Here is an 18,962-nt window from a genome sequence, read left to right as displayed (position 1 = left end):
CCCAGTGACCGACGGCGAGCCCGACGGGTTCGAGGCGTGGCTGCGCGGGCGCGTGCCCGAGCGCGGGTTGCGCAGCAAGGGCTCGTCCGTGCTGCAGGTCCTGCTCACCCAGCCGCGACGGGTCTCGTACAGCTCCGCCGCCGAGGCCGCCGAGCTGGCCGGCGTCAACGTCGCCACGGTCAGCCGGACCGCGCAGGCGCTGGGCTTCACCGGCTGGTCCGACCTGCAGCAGGAGTTGCGGGCCCGCTACCTGTCCTCGCTGAGCGCACCGGACGTGGCCGCCGCGCAGCGGACCGAGGGCGAGCTAGGCGGGGCGTCGCTGCGCCGTGACCTGGAATCGCTGGCGGTGCTCAACCGCCGCCTCGACGAGCAGCTGCTGCGCACCGTCGCCGAGGCGATCGCGCAGGCGCGGCGCACCCTGATCGTGGCCAACGGCAGCTACGTCTCGGTCGGGACGGCGCTCGGGCACAACGTCCAGCTGGCGGGCTACGCCGCGACCGTCGTGCACGACGACGCCGAGCTGGCCAACGCGGTGTCGCGGATCGAACCGGGCGACGTGGTGATCGCGATCAGCTTCTGGCGGCTCTACCAGAGCACGGTGACCGCGGCCGAGGAGGCGCACGACCGGGGCGCGCGGGTCTTCGCGCTCACCGACGCGGCCAGCCCCGCCCTGGCCGCGGCGGCCGAGCAGGTGGTGCTGATCCCGGCCGAGGGCGTGGCGTTCTTCCCCTCGCTGGCACCGGGTTTGGCGGTGGCGCAGGCGATCGCGGCGCAGCTGTCCACGGTGGACCCGGACCGCACCCGCCGCTCCATCGAGGCCGCCGAGGCGCAGTGGTCGCGATTCCACCTGCTGCACCGCACGCCGCGGCGCGACTGATCACCCGAGCACGAGGGGCACACCGCCCGGCAGTCCGTCCAGTTCGGACTCGGACGGTGCGCGCCTGCCGGTGCCCACCAGCAGGGCGTCGGCGTCCGAGAACTCCGCGGGGAACGGGTTTCCGACGATCCGGTCGAGCATGTCCCGGGACGCGGCGAGGGTCTCGGCGGGCGGGCCCGGGACGTGCGGCAGGTGCGCGACCAGGTCGAGGTGGTGCAGCGTCCACTCCAGCACGTAGGCGTCGAGGTAGTCGGCGACGGTGAGGACCTCGCCCTTGGTGCTGATGCGACCCCGCGGGTCGGCGAGCCGCGCGGCCCGGCCCGCGGCCGAGCCGACGTCGTCGAGGTGGAACTTCAGCAGCCGCGGTTCGTGGTAGGCGGCGGCGAGCCGGACCGTCAGCGCGTCGAGCGGGTCATCACCGCCGGGCTGGGCGGGCGCTAGATCCCAGTAGGTGACGGCGTTGCGGGTCGGCTCGGAGTCCGCCGGGGTGGCCAGCGCGATCAGGACGTCCTGCGCGTCGATGATCAGGTGGCACACCAGGTCTCGCACCAGCCAGCCGCGGCACCCGGACGCCCGCAGCAGGTCGTCGTCGGCGAGGTCCGCGACGACCGCCCGCAGCGACGTCCAAGCCGTGGTGAACAGCTCCATCCCGCCACGGTAACCACTCCGGCTCTCAGGTGGCCGACACCCGGGCCCGCAACCCGTCGAGGAGCAGCTGCAGCCCCTGCTCGAAATCCGCCGCACCGCCCGGGTTCCGGTCGATCGCGCCGGCGCTGGCGGCCTGCATCGCGGTCTGCTCCTCGACGGTGTGGCCGAAGACCAGGTGCAGGATCGCGCGGGTGCCGATGTCGACCAGCTCGCCCGGCAGGCCGCCGTCGGCGAGCGCGGAGCGCAGCGCGGCGGCCGGCTCCCGAGCGCCGAGCCCGAAGGTGTGGGCGGTGACGACGACCTCGGCTCCGTCCCGGTAGGCGAGCATCGCGTCGCGCAGCTCGGCGCAGATCTCGATCACCCGCCGGTCCCAGCGCTCGGCGCTGCGCGGTCTGCTGCCCCGCTGCAGGATCTCGTCGGCCACGGCCGCGAGCAGCGATTGCTTGTTGGGGACGTGGTGGTAGAGCGCGCTGGGCTGGACGCCGAGCTCGGAGGCGAGCCGGCGCATGGTCAGCGATTCCAGCCCGTACTCGTCGAGCACCGCGACGGCTCGTTCCACGACGTCGCTGCGGTGGTAGCGCACTCGGAGACCTCCCGTTGACCGATCGACGCCCCCAGTCTAGCCTGAACGCCGTTCAGGTGAACACTGTTCAGGTCGACTTCGGGAGACACCCATGAGCTCCACCTTCGATCAGCTCGCCGACGCGGTCCTGGCCGGGCGACCGGTCTCGACCGAGGACGCGCTGACCGTGCTGCGCGCCGACGACTCCGAGCTGATGTCCGTCGTGGCGGCGGCGAGCAGGCTGCGCAGGGCGCACTTCGGCAACACCGTGAAGGTCAACTACCTGGTGAACCTGAAGTCCGGGTTGTGCCCGGAGAACTGCAACTACTGCTCCCAGGCGCTGGGCTCCAACGCGCCGATCCTGAAGTACTCGTGGCTGTCGAAGGACGAGACGCTGCAGCAGGCCGGCGCCGGGCTCAAGGGCGGCGCGAGCCGGGTGTGCCTGGTCTCCTCCGGGCGCGGACCGTCCCACCGCGACATCGACAAGGTCACCGAGATGGTCGGCGCGCTCAAGTCCGAGCACCCCGACGTCGAGGTGTGCGCGTGCCTCGGACTGCTCTCCGACGGACAGGCCGAGCGGCTCAAGGACGCCGGGGTGGACGCCTACAACCACAACATCAACACGGCCGAGAGCCACCACGACTCGATCGTCCAGACCCACACCTACGCCGACCGCGTCGACACCGTGGGCAAGGCCAGGACCGCGGGCCTGTCGCCCTGCTCGGGGCTCATCGCGGGACTCGGCGAGACCGACGAGCAGCTGGTCGAGGCGCTCTTCGCGCTGCGCGAGCTGGAGTCGGACTCGATCCCGGTGAACTTCCTGATGCCCTTCGACGGCACCCCGTTCGAGAACACCTGGGAGCTCTCCCCCGCCCGCTGCGTGAAGATCCTGGCGATGGCCAGGTTCGTCTGCCCGGACCGGGAGGTCCGCATCGCAGGGGGTCGCGAGATGCACCTGCGCTCGCTGCAGCCGGTGGCGCTGCAGGTCGCCAACTCGCTGTTCCTCGGCGACTACCTCACCTCCGAGGGCCAGGAGGCCGAGGCCGACCTGGCCATGATCCGCGACAGCGGTTTCGTCGTGCTGGGCTCGGAGGAGGAGATCGCGCAGCGGCCGGTCGATCCGGCGATCCGCCGTCGCGGCGCGGGCACCGACGTCCTGCCCAACGCCTGATGGAGGCCCCCGCGCTGCTGGCCTACGACCGCGAGCACCTGTGGCACCCCTACACCTCGATGCTCGACCCCGCCCCGACCCGGCTCGTCACCGGCGCGTCGGGCAGCCGGATCGAGATCGACGGCGTCGGTGAGGTCGTCGACGGGATGGCCTCGTGGTGGTCGGCGATCCACGGCTACCGGCACCCCGCGCTCGACGAGGCGCTGCGGTGCCAGGCCGAGCGGTTCTCGCACGTGATGTTCGGCGGTCTCACCCACGAACCGGCGGTCGAGCTGGCTCGGCGCCTGGTTGAGATCACCCCCGACGGGCTCGACCGGGTGTTCCTGGCCGACTCCGGTTCGGTGAGCGTCGAGGTCGCGATGAAGATGGCGCTGCAGCACCAGCGCGGAAGCGGACGCCCCGAGCGCACCCGGTTCCTCACCGTCCGCGGCGGCTACCACGGCGACACCTTCGACTGCATGAGCGTGTGCGACCCCGACGGCGGCATGCACTCGATGTGGTCGGCGCTGCTGCCCGAGCAGGTCTTCGGCGAGCGGCCACCGGCGGTCGGCGAGGACGTGACCGCGTGGGCCGAGGGCTTCCGGGCGCTGGCAGCCGAGCACGCGCACCGGCTGGCCGGGCTCGTCGTGGAACCGCTGCTGCAGGGCGCGGGCGGGATGCGCCCCTACCCCGCCGAGTGCCTGCGGGTGTTCCGCGAGGTCGCCGACGAGCACGGGCTGGTGCTGATCTTCGACGAGATCGCCACCGGGTTCGGCCGCACCGGCACGCTCTTCGCCGCCGAGGCCGGCGGGGTGAGCCCGGACGTGCTGTGCCTGGGCAAGGCTCTCACCGGCGGGTACCTGACGATGGCGGCGACGCTGTGCACCGGCGAGGTGGCGCGCGGGATCTCCGGCAGCGATTCGGGCGTGCTCATGCACGGTCCGACGTTCATGGGCAACCCGCTGGCCTGCGCGGTGGCCTCGGCGAGCCTGGACCTGCTGGCCACCGGCGGGTGGGAGCAGGACGTGCGGCGGATCAACACCGGCCTGCAGGCGCTGCACGACGTCGACGCCGCCGAGGTGCGGGTCATCGGCGCGGTCGGCGTCGTCCGCCTCGACCACCCGGTGGACGTCGCCCAGGCGACCGAGGCGGCGCTGGCCGAGGGCGCGTGGCTGCGCCCGTTCCGCGACCTGATCTACACGATGCCGCCGTACGTGTGCAGCGACGAGGACGTGGCGACGCTGTGCGCGGGCATCGCCGCCGCGGCGGAGGCGGGATGAGCTGGCAGCGGTGGCTGGCCGAGCAGCGGGAGGAGCGCGAGCGCGCGGGCCTGCGGCGCGCGCTGCGCCCGCGCGCGCTCGGCGAGGACGTCCTCGACCTGGCCGGCAACGACTACCTGGGCCTGAGCGCGCACCCCGAGGTGCGCGCGGCCGCGGCCGGGGCGGCCCGGACCTGGGGCGCGGGATCGGGAGCGTCGCGGCTGGTCACGGGCACGACGACGCTGCACGGCGAGCTGGAGGCCGAGCTCGCCGACTTCACCGGGCGACCCGCCGCGCTGGTGTGCTCCACCGGCTACCACGCCAACCTCTCGGCGGTCACGGCGCTGGCCGACCGCGACGCGCTGATCGTCTCGGACGCGCACGTGCACGCCTCGCTGATCGACGCGGCCCGGTTGTCGCGCGCGGCGGTCGAGGTGGTGCCGCACAACGACGTCGACGCGGTGCGGGCGGCGCTGGAGAAGGCCGACGGGAGGCGGGCGATGGTGCTGACCGAGTCGGTGTACTCGGTGCTCGGCGACGCCGCACCGCTGCCGGAGCTGGCCGCGCTCTGCGCCGAGCGAGGCGCGCTGCTGCTGGTCGACGAGGCGCACGGGCTCGGCGTCGTCGGTGACGGGGGCCGGGGCCTGGTGGCCGGTCTGGGCGAGGCGCCGCAGGTGGTCATGACGGCGACGCTGTCGAAGTCGCTGGGCGCGATGGGCGGGGCGGTGCTGGGGTCGCCGGAGCTGGTGGAGCACCTGGTCAACCGGGCTCGGCCGTTCATCTTCGACACCGCGCTGGCCCCGGCGCCCACCGCCGGAGCGCTGGCGGCGCTGCGCCTGCTGCGGGACCGCCCGGACCTGCCGGAGCGGATCCACGACCGGGCCGCGCGGCTCGCCGAGCGGCTCGGCGTCACCCGGTCCGCGGGCGCGGTGCTGTCGGTGCCGATGTCCTCGCCGCAGCGGGCGCTGGCTGCGCAGGACGCCGCGCGCCAGGCCGGTGTGCGGGTGGGGTGCTTCCGGCCGCCGTCGGTGCCCGACGGGGTCTCCCGGCTTCGGATCACCACCCAGGCCGGGATCGCCGAGGACGCGTGGGACCGCGCGGTCGAGGTGCTCGCGGGGGTCGTCGAGCGGCATCGGAGCGCAGCATGATCATCTTCGTCACCGGGACCGACACCGGCGTCGGCAAGACCGTGGCCACCGCCGCGCTCGCCGTCCACTTCGGACCGGACGTGGTGGTGGTCAAGCCGACCCAGACCGGCACCGACGAACCCGACGTCGAGGTCGTCCGCCGCCTGGCCGGATGCCGGGTCGCCCAGCTCGCGCACCTGCCCGACCCGCTCGCCCCGGACACCGCCGCCCGGCTGCGCGGCACCGCGGTCCCGGCGATCGGCGAGCACGCCGCGCACCTCCGCGCGCTCGCCCGCCGCCACCAGGTGGTGATCGTGGAAGGGGCGGGCGGAGCCCTGGTCCGCCTGGACACCGCCGGAGGCACGCTGCCCGACCTGGCCGCCGACCTCGCCCGCGATCACGAGGTGCGCCTGCACGTCGTCACCCGGGTCGGCCTGGGCACGCTCAACCACACGGAGCTGACCGTCGAGGCCCTGCGCGGGCGCGGTCTGGAGCCGGCGGGGCTCGTGCTCGGGTCGGTGCCCGAGCACCCCGACCTGGCCGAAGGGTGCAACACCACCGAGCTCCCCCGCGTCACCGGCCTCCCGGTGCTCGCCGCGCTCCCCGAGCGCGCGGGATCGCTCCCGCCCGAGGAGTTCCGCGGCCGGGTCGCCTCCTGGTTCCGCTCCCGGTGATGCCCGAGCCTGTACCGGTGCCCTCCAGGACCGCTGCGGCTGTTCGCCGCCCGCGCGCAGCGCTACCTCGGCGTGACGATGCGGTGGTCGAAGGCGTAGACGATGGCCGCGGCCCGGTCGCGCACGTCGAGCTTGACGAAGATGTGACCGACGTGGCTCTTCACGGTCACCTCGGAGATGCCGAGCTCCGCGGCGATCTCGGCGTTCGAGAGACCTCGGCCGAGGAGCACCAGCACGTCGTGCTCGCGGGAGGTGAGCTCCTCGACGGCGGTGGCCTCGGGTTCGGGCGCGCTGGTCCGGTAGGCGGTGAGCACGCGACCGGTGACGGCCGGGTCGAGGCAGGCCTCGCCCGCCGCCAGCGCACGCACGGCGCGGATGACGTCCTCGGCGGGCGAGTCCTTGAGCAGGAAGCCGCTGGCTCCGGCGCGCAGCGCGCCGGAGAGCAGCTGGTCGTCGTCGAAGGTCGTCAGCACCAGCACAGGCGGCGGGTCCTCCGCCGCCTGCAACCGGCGGGTGGCCTCGATGCCGTCGACGTGCTTCATGCGCAGGTCCATGACCACGACGTCGGGACGGTCGGCGGCCACGGCGTCGTCGACCTCGGCTCCGTCCGCGCACTCGCCGACGACGGCGAACCCGTCCTTGCGGCGCAGGATCCGCCGCAGTCCCGAGCGGACCAGTTCCTGGTCGTCGACGAGCAACACCTTGATCATCGGGCCTCCGCGGGGATCATCGGGCCTCCGGAGCGGGCGGGTCGTCGGGCGCGAAATCGGCGCGCACCACCCACCGGCCGTCCTCGGGACCGGCCGAGAGGTGCCCGCCCAGGAGCTCGGCGCGCTGGCGCATCCCGGCGATGCCGTTGCCGGTCACGACCTCGGGGAGCGCGCCCGCGAGGTCGTTGGACACCGTGAGCGCGGTGCCGGGACCGAGGACGAGGCGCACCTCGGTGCTGCCGCCGGGCGCGTGCTTGACGACGTTGGCCAGCGCCTCGCGGGCGATCCGGTAGAGCGCGAGACCCGTTGCGGCCGAGACCGTTCCGGGATCGCCGCGGACGTCGCAGGTCACCGGGACCCCGGCGCGCACGACGTCGGAGACGAGCTCGTCGATGTCATCGATCCCGGGTTCCGGGCGGACCTTCGACGGCTCGGAGTCCAGCAGCCCCACCGTGCGGCGGATGTCGGCGATGGCCTGGCGGCCGAGCCGCTCGGCGTCGGTGAGCGCGTCGACGGCCTCGTCGACGTCGCGGTCCTCCTGCAGCGCGCGGCGGGCGCCGGTGAGGTGCAGCAGCGTGATGCTCAGCGAGTGGGCGACGACGTCGTGCACCTCGCGGGCGATGCGGCGGCGCTCGTCGTCGGCGGCTTGCGCGGTCCGCTCGGCCTGCGACCGGCGCTCCTGCTCGAACAACCGCAGCTGGGTCCGGATGATGTAACCGGTCGCCCAGCCGAGCGCGATGGTCACCAGCGAGAACGCCAGCCCGTAGCCGAGGTGGCCGAGCGCGGCGGCGGTGATGGGGACCAGCGCGGCCACCGCGGCGGTCGTCAGGCTCACCCGCGCCGAGGTGACGGCGGCGCACTCGGCGAGCATCACCACCAGGATCAGCGGCGCGAGGTCGTTGGCGACCGGGTGCACCAGCAGGATCGAGGTGCCCAGCATCGCGCAGACGGCCACCCCGAGGGGCCGCCCGCCGTCCGGGATGGGCCTTCCCGCCAGCAGGTGCACCACCGGCACGATCGCGAGCAGACCGCCGACCAGCGTCCAGTCGACGATCCCGGCGGCCAGCCGCTGCACCACCGCGACGGCCGAGACCACCACCAGGCACGCGTGCCCCGGCAGCACGACGGCCGGCGGGTAGCCGAACGGCAGCGCCGCCGCCCTGCCGTGCACGTAGCGGATCACACCCCTCATCCCGGTCACCCTAGAACGCCGCGAGCAGCGGGTGGATCTCCTCCTCAGGTAGGAGGCGAAACCGGGCCCGCAGGACGATGTGCGCCCGGTCACCCGCCCGATAGCGTTGCGGGCATGACGACCTCGATCGCCCCGTCCGCAGCGCCGCACCGGGGACGTTGGTGGGAGGACGCGACGCCGTCCGGTTCCCGCGAGTGGGCGCCTTCGCCCGCCGGTCCGACCGACGATCCGGGCACGCCGCCACCGCTGCTCGGAACGGGACGGCTTCGCCAGACCCTGCGGTTCGCCCACGACCAGGGCGGGTTGCTGTTCGAGGGCGCCCGGCGGCACGGCGACATCTTCGGGGTCACCACGATGCTGGAGAAGCGGCCGCTGGCCATCACCGCGCACCCGGATCACGTGAAGTCGCTGTTCACCGCGGGACCGGCGCTGGCGCCGTCGACGGCGGGGCAGTCGATGCTGCGCCCGATCGTCGGCGATTCGGTGCTGACGGTGACCGGGGAACCGCACCGGCGCAAGCGCAAGCTGCTCATGCCGCCGTTCCACGGCAAGGCCATCGCCCGCTACCGCGAGCAGATCCAGGAGGCCACCGACCGGGAGATCGGCTCCTGGCGGGCCGGTTCGCGGATCCGGCTGGCCGACGCCGCTCAGAAGGTCACCCTCGACGTGATCATGTCCGGCGTGTTCGGCATCGACTACAGCTCCGGCGAGGCCGAGCAGCTGCTGCGCACGCGGCTGCGGCAGCTGCTGGGCCTGTCGGTCAGCCCGCTGGCCCGGGTCAGCGAGGCGCTGTCGATGCGCCGGTCCGAGCCCGTCGGCGTGCAGAAGTGGGGCCTGGCGCACCTCGACCGGGCGGTCATGGCGGTGATCGCCGAGCGCCGCGCCGCGCACGTGCCGGGCGAGCGGCACGACATCCTGTCGCTGCTGCTCGACACCCGCGACGACGAGGGCGAGCCGCTCAGCGACGGCGAGCTGCGCAACGAGCTGCTCACGCTGGTGCTCGCCGGGCACGAGACGACCGCGAACTCCATCGGCTGGGCCTTCGAGCGCCTGGTCCGCGCACCGGGCCCCTACGGCAGGCTGCGCGAAGCGGCGCGGGGCGAGGACGACGAGAACTACGTGGAGGCCACGATCCACGAGTCGATGCGGGTGCGGCCGGTGATCCCGATGCTGGGCAGGCGGGTCAAGGCCGACTGGCGCTTCGGCGACGCCGTGGTGCCTGCGGGCACGCGCGTGCTGATCGGGGTGCTGTCGCTGCACCACCGCGACGACCTCTACGCCGACCCGTTCACCTTCGACCCGGACCGGTTCGTCGGCGTGAAACCCGGCTCCAGCACGTGGATCCCGTTCGGCGGCGGCGACCGGCGGTGCCTGGGCGCGACGCTGGCGATGGAGGAGATGCGCATCCTCACCGCCGAGATCGCCCGCCGCACCGACCTGAAAGCCGTGTCGCAGGCGGCGGAACGCCCGGTGCACCGCAACGTCACGATGATCCCGGGACGGGGCGGCGCGGTCGAGATCACCTCGGTGCGACCGTGATCACTCCCGTGACCTGGCCTACTTCCGGCTAATTCCCGATCATCGCGATGCGATCACCCGCGTGGGGAGACACCTCGTTGACGGGAGCGGAGCGATGAGCACCGACACGAGAACGCGCATCATCCTGAGGAACCTGGCGCCGCTGCGGGAGCAGGCCGAGCCGTACGACGACTGGCGGCTGCTGGACCGCGAGGCCGCGGTCGCCGCCCACCGCATCCGGGACTTCGAGCTCCCCGGCCGGAGCAAGCGCGACGAGCGCTGACCGGCGCCCGGGCCCAGCGATCTCGGGCTTCAGCGGTCTCGGGCCCAGCGCTCTCAGGCCCAGGGGCCTCAGGCGCTCCGGAGGCTCAGGCTCCCGGAGCGAGGATCTCGGCGTCGAAGCCGACGGCTCGCAGGGTGCCGAGCGGGTCGGCGACGAGCTTGCGGGCGTCGAGGTCCATGATGCCCAGCACGCAGGTGATGTCGGCGGAGATGGTGCCGTCGGCCTTGATGATCACCGTGTCGAGGTGGAACGACTTGCCCGAGCCGAACTTGGCCTCGCAGGAGGCCTCGACGTGCTCGTTGGCGCGCAGCTCGCGCCGGAAGTTCACGGTGGTGCTCAGCAGCACGGGCGACAGCTTCTGCGCGACCAGCCCGTCCCAGTCGCACCCGGCCGCCTGGAACCCGGCGACCCGCGCCACCTCGCCGTACTGGTGGTACACGGCGTGGTTGACGTGGCCGAGCGCGTCGAGCTCGTAGCTGCGGACCTGAAGCGGAACACGAAAAGTCACGTCGCCACCGTAAGCAGCCGGTCCGGCACGCGCTCCGCAATCATGACCAGGATCGCAAGTGGCCCAGGCCTCATCAGGGCGCCTGGTGGTCCCCCGTCAGGGCACCTGGTAGTCCGCCGTCAGGGCACCTGGTAGTCCGCCGTCAGGGCACCTGGTAGTCGCTGTCGCGCGCGTCGGTGATGGCCATGTGGCCGGGTGCGTGGCCGATCGCGAACGACGGCTTGGACTGCATCACCGCCGCCTGCGGGGTGACGCCGCAGGCCCAGAACACCGGGATCTCACCGGGCCGGACCTCCACCGCATCGCCGAAGTCGGGCGCGCCGAGGTCGGCGATCCCCAGCTGCTCCGGGGAGCCGATGTGCACCGGGGCGCCGTGCACCGCCGGGTAGCGGGAGGTCACGCGCACGGCCGTGGCGACCAGCTCCGCCGGGACCGGACGCATCGAGACCACCAGCGGGCCCGACAGCGCCCCGGCGGGGCGGCACTGCCGCGACGTCCGGTACATCGGCACGTTGCTGCCGGCCTCGATGTGGCGGACCGGCACGCCGGCCTCCAGGAGCGCGGCCTCGAAGGTGAAGCTGCACCCGACCAGGAAGCTCACCAGGTCGTCCCGCCACAGGTCGGTGACCTCGGTGCGCTCCTCGACCAGCTCCCCGTCGCGGTAGACGGTGTAGGCGGGCAGGTCGGTGCGCAGGTCACCGGCGAACAGCGAGGCGCCGGTCTCCCCCGGCTCGGTCACGTCCAGCACCGGGCACGACTTCGGGTTGCGCTGCGCGAACAGCAGGAAGTCGTAGGCGTGCTCCCGGGGCAGCGAGATCAGGTTGGCCTGGGTCCACCCGGCGCTGAAACCGGAGGTCGGCACCCGCAGTCCGCCCCGGAACGCCGCCCGGGCCTGCTCGGGTGAGAAGTCCTTCGACATCGCGCGCTCCTGACGTGCTCAGAGGAATCGGAAGTGGACGTGCTGGCCCGGGCGCGCCTGCGCGGCCTTGGCCACGTCGGCGGCCACCACCACGCCGATCACCGGGTAGCCGCCGGTGACGGGGTGGTCGGCCAGGAAGAGGGTCGGCGTGCCCAGCGGCGGCACCTGCAGCGCGCCGGTGACCATGCCCTCGCTGGGGAGCTCGTCGGTGCGGCTGCGCTCCAGCACCGGTCCGTCGAGCCGCATGCCGACCCGGTTGCTCTCGGAGGTGACCTCGTAGGGCGCGCTGACCAGCGTCGTCAGCGCCTCGGAGGTGAACCAGTCGTCGCGCGGGCCGGGTCGCACCCGCAGCACGACGTGCTCCGGTGGATCGGCGACGGGCGCGAGGTCCACGACCGGGAACCGCTCCGGCGGCGCCCCGACCGGCAGCGCGGTGCCGGGGCTCAGCGGGTCGGGTCCGAGGCCGGAGAGCACGTCGGTGGACCGCGACCCCAGCACCGGGTCGACGTCGAGACCGCCGCGGACGGCGAGGTAGCTGCGCAGGCCGACGGCCGGAACGCCCAGCCGCAGCTCGGTTCCGCGCGGCACGCGCAGCACCGAGTTGGGCGCCGCACCACGACCGTCCACTGTGATCGGACAGGGCGCCCCGGTGAGCGCCACCGTCAGATCCCGGTGAGCGCGCAGGGCGAGTCCGCCGAAGGTGATCTCGATTCCGGCGGCGCCCTCGTCGTTGCCGACGAGCCGGTTGGCCAGCCGCAGCGAACCGGCGTCGGCGGCACCGGAGGTGCCCACGCCGATCCCGGCCAGTCCCGGCCTGCCGAGGTCTTGCACGGTGGCCAGCGGGCCGGTGGCCAGCACTTCCACACTCATCCGATCTCCCGGAACCGCACTCGCACGCCCGGTCGCAGCAGGGCCGGCGGGTCGCGGTCGATGTTCCAGATCTGCAGGTCGGTGCGGCCGATGAGCTGCCAGCCTCCGGGCGATTCGCGCGGGTAGATGCCGCTGAACGCCCCCGCCAGGCCGACGGCCCCGGCGGGCACAGCGGTGCGCGACTCCGTGCGCCGCGGCACCACCAGGTCCTCGGGCCCGCCGGTGAGGTAGCCGAAACCCGGTGCGAAGCCGCCGAAGGCGACCTTCCAGTCGGCTCCGGTGTGCCGGTCGACGACCTCGCGCTCGGTGAGCCCGGTCAGCCGCGCGACCTCGGCGAGGTCGGCCCCGTCGTAGACCACCGGCACTTCCAGCTCCTCGCCCTCGCCGCGCAGCCCGTGGCGGGGCTCGGCCGCGCGCACCGCCTCCTCGATGGCGCGCAGGTCGGCGCGGCGCGGATCCAGTTGCAGCAGCAGCGTTCTCGCCGCCGGGACGAGGTCGATGACGCCCTCGGGCGGTTCCTCGGACAGCGCCGCGTAGAGGGCGTGCACCTGCTGCAGGTCGGCCAGCTCGATCAGCAGCCCGGAGTCGGCGCAGGGCAGGAACCGCATCACGGGCTCCCCGCCGCGAAGGGGCCCGCCGCGAAGGGTCGCAGCACGACCCCGGCGTCGGTGAGCCGGTCGCGCACGGCCCGGGCGATGGCGACCGCGCCCGGGCTGTCGCCGTGCACGCAGATCGAGTCGGCCCGCACCCGGATCTCGCTGCCGTCGACGGCGCGGATCGGTTCGCCGGCGGCCAGCGCCAGGCAACGGGCGGCGATCTCGTCGGGATCGTGCAGCACGGCACCGGGTTCGCGCCGCGGCACCAGCGTCGCCTCGGGCGTGTAGGCGCGGTCGGCGAAGGCCTCGCGGTAGGTCGGCAGCCCCGCTCTCCCGGCCTGGTCGAGCCACTGGGACCCGGGCAGCCCCAGCACCGCCATCGCCGGGTCGTAGGCGCGGACCGCGTCGACGACGGCGGCGGCCTGCTCGGCGTGGTGCACGATGGCGTTGTAGAGCGCGCCGTGCGGTTTGACGTAGCGGACCTCGGTGCCCGCGACGCGGGCGAAGCCGGCCAGCGCGCCGATCTGGTAGATCACGTCGTCGGTCAGCTCGCGCCGCGGCACGTCGATGAACCGGCGGCCGAACCCGGCCAGGTCCCGGTAGCCGACCTGCGCGCCGACGGCCACCCCGCGCTCGGCGGCCAGCTCGACCGCCGAGCGGATCACCGTGGCGTCCCCGGCGTGGAATCCGCAGGCCACGTTGGCGCTGGTCACCACGCCCAGCAGCGCCTCGTCGTCGCCGAGTTCCCAGTGGCCGAACCCTTCGGCAAGATCCGCGTTGAGGTCCACCGTCGTCACTCCCCCTCGCTCCTCGTTCCCCGGCGTCGTTCCCACAGCATCATTCCCCCGGGGTCATTCCCACAGGGCCGCGATGCCGCTCAGCGAGCTGGCGCCCAGGTACACGGTCACCAGCCAGGCGACCGCCCCGAGCACCAGCAGCCAGCGCGGGTAGCGGTAGCCGCCGAGCAGGTCGCCGCGCCGGGCCGCCACGAACATCAGCACGCCGAAGCCCACCGGCAGGATCAGCCCGTTGAGCGCACCGGCCAGCACCAGCAGTGTGGTGGGCGCCTGCTCCAGCAGCACGAAGACCAGGGCCGAGACGGCCACGAACGCCACGACGAGCCAGTTGCGGGCCTTCTCCAGCGAGCGGGAGAAGGTGACCAGGAACGACACCGACGTGTAGGCGGCGCCGACGACCGAGGTGATGCTGGCCGCCCAGAGGATCATGCCGAACAGCCGCAGCCCGACCTCCCCGGCCGCGTGCTGGAACGCCTCCGCCGTGGGGTTGCCGGAGCCGAGCGTCGCGCCACCGGCGACCACGCCGAGCACCGCGAGGAACAGCACGAGCCGCATCACGCCGGTGACCAGCAGCGACACCACGGAGCTGCGGCTCACGTCGACGATCTGGTCGGGCCCGGTGACCCCGGCGTCGACGAGCCGGTGGGCGCCCGCGTAGGTGATGTAGCCGCCGACGGTGCCGCCGATGAGGGTGGTGATCGCGAGGAAGTCGACCTGCTCGGGCCACACGGCCTGCACCAGCGCCTGCCCGACGGGCGGCGCGGAGGAGAAGGCGACGAACGCGGTCAGCAGGATCATCACGACGCCGAGCACGACGACGATGCGGTCCATCGCCACGCCTGCGCGCCTGCTCAGGAAGATGCCGATGGCGATCACCGCGGACAGCGCGCCGCCGATCTTGGCGTCGAGGCCGAACAGCGCGTCCAGGCCGAGCGAGGTGCCCGCGATGTTGCCGACGTTGAACACGAGACCGCCGAAGACGACCAGCGCGGCCATCGCGTAGCCGAGACCGGGCAGGACCTTGTTGCCGAGGTCCTGGGCGCGCATGCCGGAGACGCCGATGACGCGCCAGACGTTCAGCTGCACGGCGATGTCGATCAGGATCGACACCAGGATCGCGAAGGCGAACGCGGCGCCGAGCTGGACGGTGAACTGGGTCGTCTGGGTGATGAAGCCGGGTCCGATGGCGCTGGTGGCCATGAGGAACACGGCGCCGAGCAGGGTGCTGCGTCTGCCCTTCGAACCGTTCTGCCGGGGTGTGCTCGTGTCGGTCATGGCACTCCGATCGCGGTTGCTGCGGTTCGGAACAAGATAGAGAATTGTTGAACAATCCCGCAATCCCTCAGGTGGAACTTTCCCGCTAAACTGTTGATCACCTGGACCGACTGCACTGGGAGCCGGAGTGACCGCGACCGACCCGTGGGCTGACCTGCTGGCGGCCGACCGGGCGCTGCTGGGCCGCACCAGCACCGCCGAGCGGGTCGCCGACGTGCTGCGCCAGCGGATCATCGACGGCGCCCTCTCCCCCGGCACCCGGTTGTCGGAGGAGAGCGCGGGCAAGGCCCTGGCCGTCTCCCGCAACACGCTGCGCGAGGCGTTCCGGCTGCTGGTGCACGAACGCCTGCTGGTGCACGAGTTCCACCGCGGCGTGTTCGTCCGGGTCCTGTCCGCCGAGGACGTCATCGACCTCTACCGGATCCGCCGCCTGCTGGAGACCAGCGCGGTGCGGCGCGGCGAGAACCCGGACCTGGTCGCCGCGGTCGACCGCGCGGTCGGTGACGGCGAGCGCGCGGCCGCCGAGGAGCGCTGGTGGGACGTGGGCACGGCCAACATGCGCTTCCACGAGGCGGTGGCGGCGCTGGCGGGCAGCCCCCGGGTCAACGAGACGATGCGCCAACTGCTCGCCGAGCTGCGCCTGGCCTTCCACGTGATGTCGCGACCCGAGGAGTTCCACCGCCCCTACCTCGGCTTCAACCGCGAGATCGCCGACCTGCTCACCGCGGGCGAGCGCGAGCGGGCGGCGGCCAAGCTCGACGCGTACTTCGACGCCGCCGAGGACCAGCTCGTCGCCGCCTACCGCGACCACCAGGGGTAGGGGCGACCACCAGGGGCAGGGCGACTACCAGGGGTAGAGCGCGGTCAGCAGGACGTGCGCAGCCGTTCCGCCGAAGATGCTCAGGACCGCGTTGCGCTTCCACAGGTGCAGGCCGACGGTGGCCGCCAGCGACAGCGCCGTCGGCACGTAGGCCGAGACCTCCGCGTCGCGCAGGGTGTAGACGGCGAGGATCACCATGACGCCCACCGGCATCCGCGCGCCGAGGAAGTGCACGGTGGCACTGCTGCGCAGCGGTGCCAGCGCGGCGAACGGCAGCGCCCGCAACGCCCAGGTGACCACGGCGGACACCGCCACCACGCAGCCGACGTAGATCGGGTCAGGCATCGGACGCCTTACCGCGCAACGCGATTCGGCCCACCAGCAGGCAGCCGGTGAACATCCCGAGGGCGGCGAGCAGCATCTGGTCGCCGAACAGCAGCATGGACACCAGCGCGCAGATCATCGCCAGCGCCGGTGCGGGAACGCTGCGCCGGGCGCGGTGGGCGTCGAGCGCGAGCACGACGAACAGGGCGGTGAGGGCGAAGTCCAGCCCGTCGAGCGGGAACGGCACCAGGGCCCCGAACAGCGCGCCGAGCGTCCCGCCGGCGACCCAGTAGCACTGCAGCAGCACCTGCAGCCACACGATGCGCCTGCCGCTCCAGCCCTGCGCGGCGGGCCCGGTGGTCAGCGCGTAGGCCTCGTCGGTGAGCGCGAAAGTGCTGTAGAGCTTGCCGATCCGGCCGCGCACCCGGTGCAGCGGGAACGACAGCGCGTAGAAGACGTGCCGGAAGTTGACCAGCAGCGCGGTCACCGCGACCTGAGCGAGCGGCGCGGCGGCCGCGACGAGCCCGATCAGCAGGAACTCCAGCGAGCCCGCGTAGACCAGCGCGGTGAACGCGCTCGCCCACCACCAGTCGAAACCGGCGTGCGCCACGAGCAGCCCGAAGGCGACGCCGAGCGGGATCATCGCCAGCCCCACGGAGCTCGAATCCCGTAATGCAGCGCGGAAGTCGCCGCGCGGGGGCGCAGCGGCCCCCTCGACCAGAACAGCAGGCATGACTGCAATTTTAAGTGGCGAACGGAGTAATATGGTTGCTCACCGTTCCCCGTTTTCGACCCGGAGAGCAATAATATGCCGATGGACGACCTCGACCGAGCAATATTGTCGCACCTGCATCAGGACGGCAGGTTGACCAACGTCGAGCTCGCCCAGCGGGTCGGTCTCACCCCCGCCCCGTGCCTGCGGCGGGTCAAACGCCTGGAGTCGGAGGGGATCATCGCGGGCTACCGCGCCCGCATCGACCCGGCCGCGGCCGGGCGGGGTTTCGAGGTGATGGTCTCGGTGGAGATCAGCATCAACGACCTGCAGACCGTCGAGGAGCTCGAAGCGGCGATCACCGCCTACGACGAGGTCGTCGAGGTCCACCGCCTCTTCGGCCGCCCCGACTACCTCATCCGGGTCGCCGTTGAGGACTCCGCCACCTTCGAAACGTTCCTCACCACCAAGCTCATGGCCTTGCGCGCCGTCGCCCGGGTCGACTCCCACATGATCATGAAGAAGCTCAAGACGAGCGACTGAGCGTGGGCGGCCCCAGCGCAGCACCCCCTCGCCAGGGACCTTCGCGCTGCGACGGGGCTACTCGCCCTTGGGTTCGCCCGGCGGTTCCTGGGTGCCGTGGCGCGGCGGGTGCGTCGGTTGCGGGGATCCGGCCGGTGTCACCGGCGATCCCTTCGCCGAGTCGCGCGCCTCGGCGGGCTGGGCCCGGTGCTCACCCGGCGCGGGTTCGGCACCGCGGTCGAGCTCCCCGAGCCGCTGGTTGATGAGCTCGACGACCTGCGGCCGGTCGTTGTGCCGCTGCTCGTAGTCGAGCACCTGGCCGAGCTCGTCGCGGCCGAGCGAGCGAATCATGTGCTGCAGCGAACCCGTCGACAGCTGGTCGTAGTCCGGCAGCGGAAAGTCCTGCTCCTGCATCGGAGCCTCCTGGTCCGGGCGCGGATCGGCGGGGGCACGTGCGGCCCCCGCCGACCTGTCACCGTTGAGTCACGCGAACTCCCGGGATCGGTGCTGGGAGTCACCCGTCCCGGCGAAAGGCGTCCTTCGCGTGTTCGCCGGCCTGCTTGAGGTTGCCCTTGGCCTGCTCGGTCTTGCCTTCGGCCTCGGTCCGGCGATCGCCCGTCGCGCTGCCGAGCTTCTCCTTGGCCTTGCCCAGCGTCTCCTCGACCTTGTGACGGGCCTTGTCCATCGCAGACATGTGCAACTCCCTCTCTTCGTCGGGAGACCAACGGCTACCCGGTGGGCCCGCTCCCGAAACGCGGCGGCCCCGGCCGGAGCGGGCCTCAGCTCTCGCGGACCCTGCGGCGGTGGCTGGTGTCGCAGAACGGGTAGGTGCGGCTGCGGCGGCAGGCGCAGACGGCCACGACGAACCGATCGGAGTCCACTGTGGTCCCGTCGCCCAGGTCCAACCGGACCGGTCCTTCCACCAGGATCGGCCCACCGGGCACCACGGTCACCCGCCTGCGGTCAGAGCGGCCGGTCGGCACGGATCACCACCAGTTCCTCCCAGCGCTGCCCGGGCGCGATCAGGCCGCGCTCCTCCAGCACCCCCGCGCGCTCCCGCAGAACCGGACCGAACACCTGCCGCTGCCGGTCCACCACCGCGGCCTTCAGCCCCTCGGAGCGCAGCCGCGCCACCGTGGCATCGGCGTCGGCCACGTCGGACTGCACCATGAGCAACGTGCCGCCGCGCTCCAGCAGTCCGGGAGCGCGACCGCACAGGCGGTCGATGACGGCCCGCCCGTCGTGTCCGGCGTCCCAGGCGCGCGCGAGCCCGCGCGGGTGCTCCGGCCGCGCGGCGGGCACGTAGGGCGGGTTGGCCAGCACGACGTCGAACGGTTCCGGGTAGTCGCGGGCCAGCGCATCACCCGGCACCACCCGCACCGGCAGGCCGCGCAGCCACGCGTTGACACCGGCCACCGCGACCGCGCTCAGCGACACGTCCACGGCCGTCACCTCCCGGGCACCGGCCCGACCGGCGGCCAGGGCCAGGGCACCCGTCCCGGTGCCCACGTCGAGAACACGACCGCCCGGCCCGACCCCGGCATCGCCCAAAGCCCGTGCCAGCAACCAGGTGTCGCCCTGCGGCCGGTACACGGCCGAAGTCCTGAGCAGTCTCATGT

General features: G+C 73.0%; 25 protein-coding genes. 9 read left to right on the top strand and 16 right to left on the bottom strand.

The window, feature by feature from the left end:
• Nucleotides 1–4: 4 nt before the first annotated feature.
• Entirely contained in the window at nucleotides 5–877 is an 873-nt protein-coding gene (locus REH65_RS28480; protein WP_281453469.1) for a MurR/RpiR family transcriptional regulator, read from the top strand.
• Here the strand turns inward: REH65_RS28480 and REH65_RS28475 are convergent, their stop codons facing one another.
• Nucleotides 878–1,525, bottom strand: coding sequence for a maleylpyruvate isomerase N-terminal domain-containing protein (locus REH65_RS28475; RefSeq protein ID WP_406689844.1), 648 nt, complete (start codon nucleotides 1,523–1,525; stop codon nucleotides 878–880). It abuts the gene before it with no gap.
• A 25-nt stretch (nucleotides 1,526–1,550) separates the two neighbouring features.
• Nucleotides 1,551–2,108, bottom strand: coding sequence for a TetR/AcrR family transcriptional regulator C-terminal domain-containing protein (locus REH65_RS28470; RefSeq protein WP_281453471.1), 558 nt, complete (start codon nucleotides 2,106–2,108; stop codon nucleotides 1,551–1,553).
• A 91-nt stretch (nucleotides 2,109–2,199) separates the two neighbouring features.
• Here REH65_RS28470 and bioB point away from each other — a divergent pair, with 91 nt between their 5' ends.
• Genes bioB through bioD form a run of 4 tightly spaced genes read left to right on the top strand, consistent with a single transcriptional unit; the run spans nucleotide 2,200 to nucleotide 6,297 of the window.
• Nucleotides 2,200–3,258, top strand: coding sequence for a biotin synthase BioB (bioB, locus tag REH65_RS28465; RefSeq protein ID WP_406689843.1), 1,059 nt, complete (start codon nucleotides 2,200–2,202; stop codon nucleotides 3,256–3,258).
• On the top strand, nucleotides 3,258–4,517 hold the full coding sequence (locus tag REH65_RS28460) for an adenosylmethionine--8-amino-7-oxononanoate transaminase (protein ID WP_406689842.1): 1,260 nt from the start codon (nucleotides 3,258–3,260) through the stop codon (nucleotides 4,515–4,517). The genes bioB and REH65_RS28460 overlap by 1 nt, the downstream gene beginning before the upstream one ends.
• Nucleotides 4,514–5,644 (top strand): 8-amino-7-oxononanoate synthase, encoded by a 1,131-nt coding sequence (locus REH65_RS28455; RefSeq protein WP_406689841.1) that lies wholly within the window; start codon nucleotides 4,514–4,516, stop codon nucleotides 5,642–5,644. Before REH65_RS28460 ends, REH65_RS28455 begins: the two co-directional genes overlap by 4 nt.
• The gene (bioD, locus tag REH65_RS28450; RefSeq protein WP_406689840.1) at nucleotides 5,641–6,297 is read left to right on the top strand and encodes a dethiobiotin synthase; all 657 of its coding nucleotides are present in this window, start codon (nucleotides 5,641–5,643) and stop codon (nucleotides 6,295–6,297) included. The genes REH65_RS28455 and bioD overlap by 4 nt, the downstream gene beginning before the upstream one ends.
• 62 nt (nucleotides 6,298–6,359) lie before the next feature.
• On the opposite strand, the gene REH65_RS28445 is transcribed toward bioD, so the two are convergent.
• Both REH65_RS28445 and REH65_RS28440 read right to left on the bottom strand, forming a co-directional pair.
• Nucleotides 6,360–7,007, bottom strand: a complete 648-nt coding sequence (locus tag REH65_RS28445; RefSeq protein ID WP_281453476.1) for a response regulator transcription factor — start codon at nucleotides 7,005–7,007, stop codon at nucleotides 6,360–6,362.
• 16 nt (nucleotides 7,008–7,023) lie between these two features.
• The gene (locus tag REH65_RS28440) at nucleotides 7,024–8,199 is read right to left on the bottom strand and encodes a sensor histidine kinase (protein ID WP_406689839.1); all 1,176 of its coding nucleotides are present in this window, start codon (nucleotides 8,197–8,199) and stop codon (nucleotides 7,024–7,026) included.
• A gap of 114 nt (nucleotides 8,200–8,313) precedes the next feature.
• On the opposite strand from REH65_RS28440, the gene REH65_RS28435 reads away from it, so the two are divergent.
• Nucleotides 8,314–9,738 (top strand): cytochrome P450, encoded by a 1,425-nt coding sequence (locus REH65_RS28435; RefSeq protein WP_406689838.1) that lies wholly within the window; start codon nucleotides 8,314–8,316, stop codon nucleotides 9,736–9,738.
• 94 nt (nucleotides 9,739–9,832) lie between these two features.
• Nucleotides 9,833–10,000, top strand: coding sequence for a hypothetical protein (locus REH65_RS28430; protein ID WP_406689837.1), 168 nt, complete (start codon nucleotides 9,833–9,835; stop codon nucleotides 9,998–10,000).
• An 85-nt stretch (nucleotides 10,001–10,085) separates the two neighbouring features.
• On the opposite strand, the gene REH65_RS28425 is transcribed toward REH65_RS28430, so the two are convergent.
• From REH65_RS28425 to REH65_RS28400, 6 genes are all read right to left on the bottom strand, one after another.
• Nucleotides 10,086–10,508 (bottom strand): acyl-CoA thioesterase, encoded by a 423-nt coding sequence (locus REH65_RS28425; RefSeq protein ID WP_406689836.1) that lies wholly within the window; start codon nucleotides 10,506–10,508, stop codon nucleotides 10,086–10,088.
• A 142-nt stretch (nucleotides 10,509–10,650) separates the two neighbouring features.
• The gene (locus REH65_RS28420; RefSeq protein ID WP_406689835.1) at nucleotides 10,651–11,427 is read right to left on the bottom strand and encodes a putative hydro-lyase; all 777 of its coding nucleotides are present in this window, start codon (nucleotides 11,425–11,427) and stop codon (nucleotides 10,651–10,653) included.
• 18 nt (nucleotides 11,428–11,445) lie between these two features.
• On the bottom strand, nucleotides 11,446–12,297 hold the full coding sequence (locus REH65_RS28415) for a biotin-dependent carboxyltransferase family protein (protein ID WP_406689834.1): 852 nt from the start codon (nucleotides 12,295–12,297) through the stop codon (nucleotides 11,446–11,448).
• On the bottom strand, nucleotides 12,294–12,905 hold the full coding sequence (pxpB, locus tag REH65_RS28410; protein WP_281453483.1) for a 5-oxoprolinase subunit PxpB: 612 nt from the start codon (nucleotides 12,903–12,905) through the stop codon (nucleotides 12,294–12,296). The genes REH65_RS28415 and pxpB overlap by 4 nt, the downstream gene beginning before the upstream one ends.
• Nucleotides 12,905–13,681 carry a LamB/YcsF family protein gene (locus tag REH65_RS28405; protein ID WP_406693259.1) on the bottom strand — a complete coding sequence of 259 codons (777 nt, stop codon included), beginning with the start codon at nucleotides 13,679–13,681 and terminating at the stop codon, nucleotides 12,905–12,907. The genes pxpB and REH65_RS28405 overlap by 1 nt, the downstream gene beginning before the upstream one ends.
• Nucleotides 13,682–13,744: 63 nt before the next feature.
• Nucleotides 13,745–14,965: an NRAMP family divalent metal transporter gene (locus tag REH65_RS28400; protein ID WP_406689833.1), complete on the bottom strand. Its 1,221-nt coding sequence runs from the start codon at nucleotides 14,963–14,965 to the stop codon at nucleotides 13,745–13,747.
• A 127-nt stretch (nucleotides 14,966–15,092) separates the two neighbouring features.
• On the opposite strand from REH65_RS28400, the gene REH65_RS28395 reads away from it, so the two are divergent.
• A complete protein-coding gene (locus REH65_RS28395) occupies nucleotides 15,093–15,785 on the top strand; it encodes a GntR family transcriptional regulator (protein ID WP_406689832.1) in 693 nt (230 codons plus the stop codon).
• Nucleotides 15,786–15,809: 24 nt separating this feature from the next.
• Here REH65_RS28395 and REH65_RS28390 read toward each other — a convergent pair whose 3' ends face one another.
• Both REH65_RS28390 and REH65_RS28385 read right to left on the bottom strand, forming a co-directional pair.
• Complete coding sequence (locus tag REH65_RS28390) at nucleotides 15,810–16,130, bottom strand: branched-chain amino acid transporter permease (protein ID WP_281453486.1); 321 nt, start codon at nucleotides 16,128–16,130, stop codon at nucleotides 15,810–15,812.
• On the bottom strand, nucleotides 16,123–16,842 hold the full coding sequence (locus REH65_RS28385; RefSeq protein WP_406689831.1) for an AzlC family ABC transporter permease: 720 nt from the start codon (nucleotides 16,840–16,842) through the stop codon (nucleotides 16,123–16,125). Before REH65_RS28385 ends, REH65_RS28390 begins: the two co-directional genes overlap by 8 nt.
• A gap of 81 nt (nucleotides 16,843–16,923) precedes the next feature.
• Between REH65_RS28385 and REH65_RS28380 the strand changes: the two genes are divergently transcribed.
• Nucleotides 16,924–17,364, top strand: coding sequence for an Lrp/AsnC family transcriptional regulator (locus REH65_RS28380; RefSeq protein ID WP_281453488.1), 441 nt, complete (start codon nucleotides 16,924–16,926; stop codon nucleotides 17,362–17,364).
• Nucleotides 17,365–17,421: 57 nt separating this feature from the next.
• Here the strand turns inward: REH65_RS28380 and REH65_RS28375 are convergent, their stop codons facing one another.
• The 4 genes from REH65_RS28375 to REH65_RS28360 all read right to left on the bottom strand — a co-directional run bounded on the left by REH65_RS28375 (nucleotide 17,422) and on the right by REH65_RS28360 (nucleotide 18,960).
• Nucleotides 17,422–17,757, bottom strand: a complete 336-nt coding sequence (locus REH65_RS28375; RefSeq protein WP_281453489.1) for a hypothetical protein — start codon at nucleotides 17,755–17,757, stop codon at nucleotides 17,422–17,424.
• A gap of 100 nt (nucleotides 17,758–17,857) precedes the next feature.
• Entirely contained in the window at nucleotides 17,858–18,037 is a 180-nt protein-coding gene (locus REH65_RS28370; protein ID WP_281453490.1) for a CsbD family protein, read from the bottom strand.
• A gap of 85 nt (nucleotides 18,038–18,122) precedes the next feature.
• The gene (locus REH65_RS28365; RefSeq protein WP_281453491.1) at nucleotides 18,123–18,326 is read right to left on the bottom strand and encodes a CDGSH iron-sulfur domain-containing protein; all 204 of its coding nucleotides are present in this window, start codon (nucleotides 18,324–18,326) and stop codon (nucleotides 18,123–18,125) included.
• Entirely contained in the window at nucleotides 18,307–18,960 is a 654-nt protein-coding gene (locus REH65_RS28360; protein ID WP_406689830.1) for a HemK2/MTQ2 family protein methyltransferase, read from the bottom strand. Before REH65_RS28360 ends, REH65_RS28365 begins: the two co-directional genes overlap by 20 nt.
• Nucleotides 18,961–18,962 lie beyond the last annotated feature (2 nt).

The organism is Saccharopolyspora sp. ID03-671 (genome assembly GCF_045278815.1).
In the GTDB taxonomy this organism is placed as follows: Bacteria; Actinomycetota; Actinomycetes; order Mycobacteriales; family Pseudonocardiaceae; genus Saccharopolyspora; species Saccharopolyspora ipomoeae.
The sequence above is the reverse complement of the archived record's forward strand: the minus strand, read 5'-3'. Positions and strand labels throughout refer to the sequence as shown.

Coding starts and splice junctions, on each gene's coding strand:
- REH65_RS28430 (WP_406689837.1), top strand. CDS start 9,833: ATGAGCACCGACACGAGAACGCGCATCATCCTGAGGAACCTGGCGCCG.
- REH65_RS28475 (WP_406689844.1), bottom strand. CDS start 1,525: ATGGAGCTGTTCACCACGGCTTGGACGTCGCTGCGGGCGGTCGTCGCG.
- REH65_RS28390 (WP_281453486.1), bottom strand. CDS start 16,130: ATGCCTGACCCGATCTACGTCGGCTGCGTGGTGGCGGTGTCCGCCGTG.
- REH65_RS28370 (WP_281453490.1), bottom strand. CDS start 18,037: ATGTCTGCGATGGACAAGGCCCGTCACAAGGTCGAGGAGACGCTGGGC.
- REH65_RS28420 (WP_406689835.1), bottom strand. CDS start 11,427: ATGTCGAAGGACTTCTCACCCGAGCAGGCCCGGGCGGCGTTCCGGGGC.
- REH65_RS28445 (WP_281453476.1), bottom strand. CDS start 7,007: ATGATCAAGGTGTTGCTCGTCGACGACCAGGAACTGGTCCGCTCGGGA.
- REH65_RS28400 (WP_406689833.1), bottom strand. CDS start 14,965: ATGACCGACACGAGCACACCCCGGCAGAACGGTTCGAAGGGCAGACGC.
- REH65_RS28455 (WP_406689841.1), top strand. CDS start 4,514: ATGAGCTGGCAGCGGTGGCTGGCCGAGCAGCGGGAGGAGCGCGAGCGC.
- REH65_RS28360 (WP_406689830.1), bottom strand. CDS start 18,960: ATGAGACTGCTCAGGACTTCGGCCGTGTACCGGCCGCAGGGCGACACC.
- pxpB (WP_281453483.1), bottom strand. CDS start 12,905: ATGCGGTTCCTGCCCTGCGCCGACTCCGGGCTGCTGATCGAGCTGGCC.
- REH65_RS28375 (WP_281453489.1), bottom strand. CDS start 17,757: ATGCAGGAGCAGGACTTTCCGCTGCCGGACTACGACCAGCTGTCGACG.
- REH65_RS28380 (WP_281453488.1), top strand. CDS start 16,924: ATGGACGACCTCGACCGAGCAATATTGTCGCACCTGCATCAGGACGGC.
- REH65_RS28460 (WP_406689842.1), top strand. CDS start 3,258: ATGGAGGCCCCCGCGCTGCTGGCCTACGACCGCGAGCACCTGTGGCAC.
- bioB (WP_406689843.1), top strand. CDS start 2,200: ATGAGCTCCACCTTCGATCAGCTCGCCGACGCGGTCCTGGCCGGGCGA.
- bioD (WP_406689840.1), top strand. CDS start 5,641: ATGATCATCTTCGTCACCGGGACCGACACCGGCGTCGGCAAGACCGTG.
- REH65_RS28435 (WP_406689838.1), top strand. CDS start 8,314: ATGACGACCTCGATCGCCCCGTCCGCAGCGCCGCACCGGGGACGTTGG.
- REH65_RS28415 (WP_406689834.1), bottom strand. CDS start 12,297: ATGAGTGTGGAAGTGCTGGCCACCGGCCCGCTGGCCACCGTGCAAGAC.
- REH65_RS28440 (WP_406689839.1), bottom strand. CDS start 8,199: ATGAGGGGTGTGATCCGCTACGTGCACGGCAGGGCGGCGGCGCTGCCG.
- REH65_RS28385 (WP_406689831.1), bottom strand. CDS start 16,842: ATGCCTGCTGTTCTGGTCGAGGGGGCCGCTGCGCCCCCGCGCGGCGAC.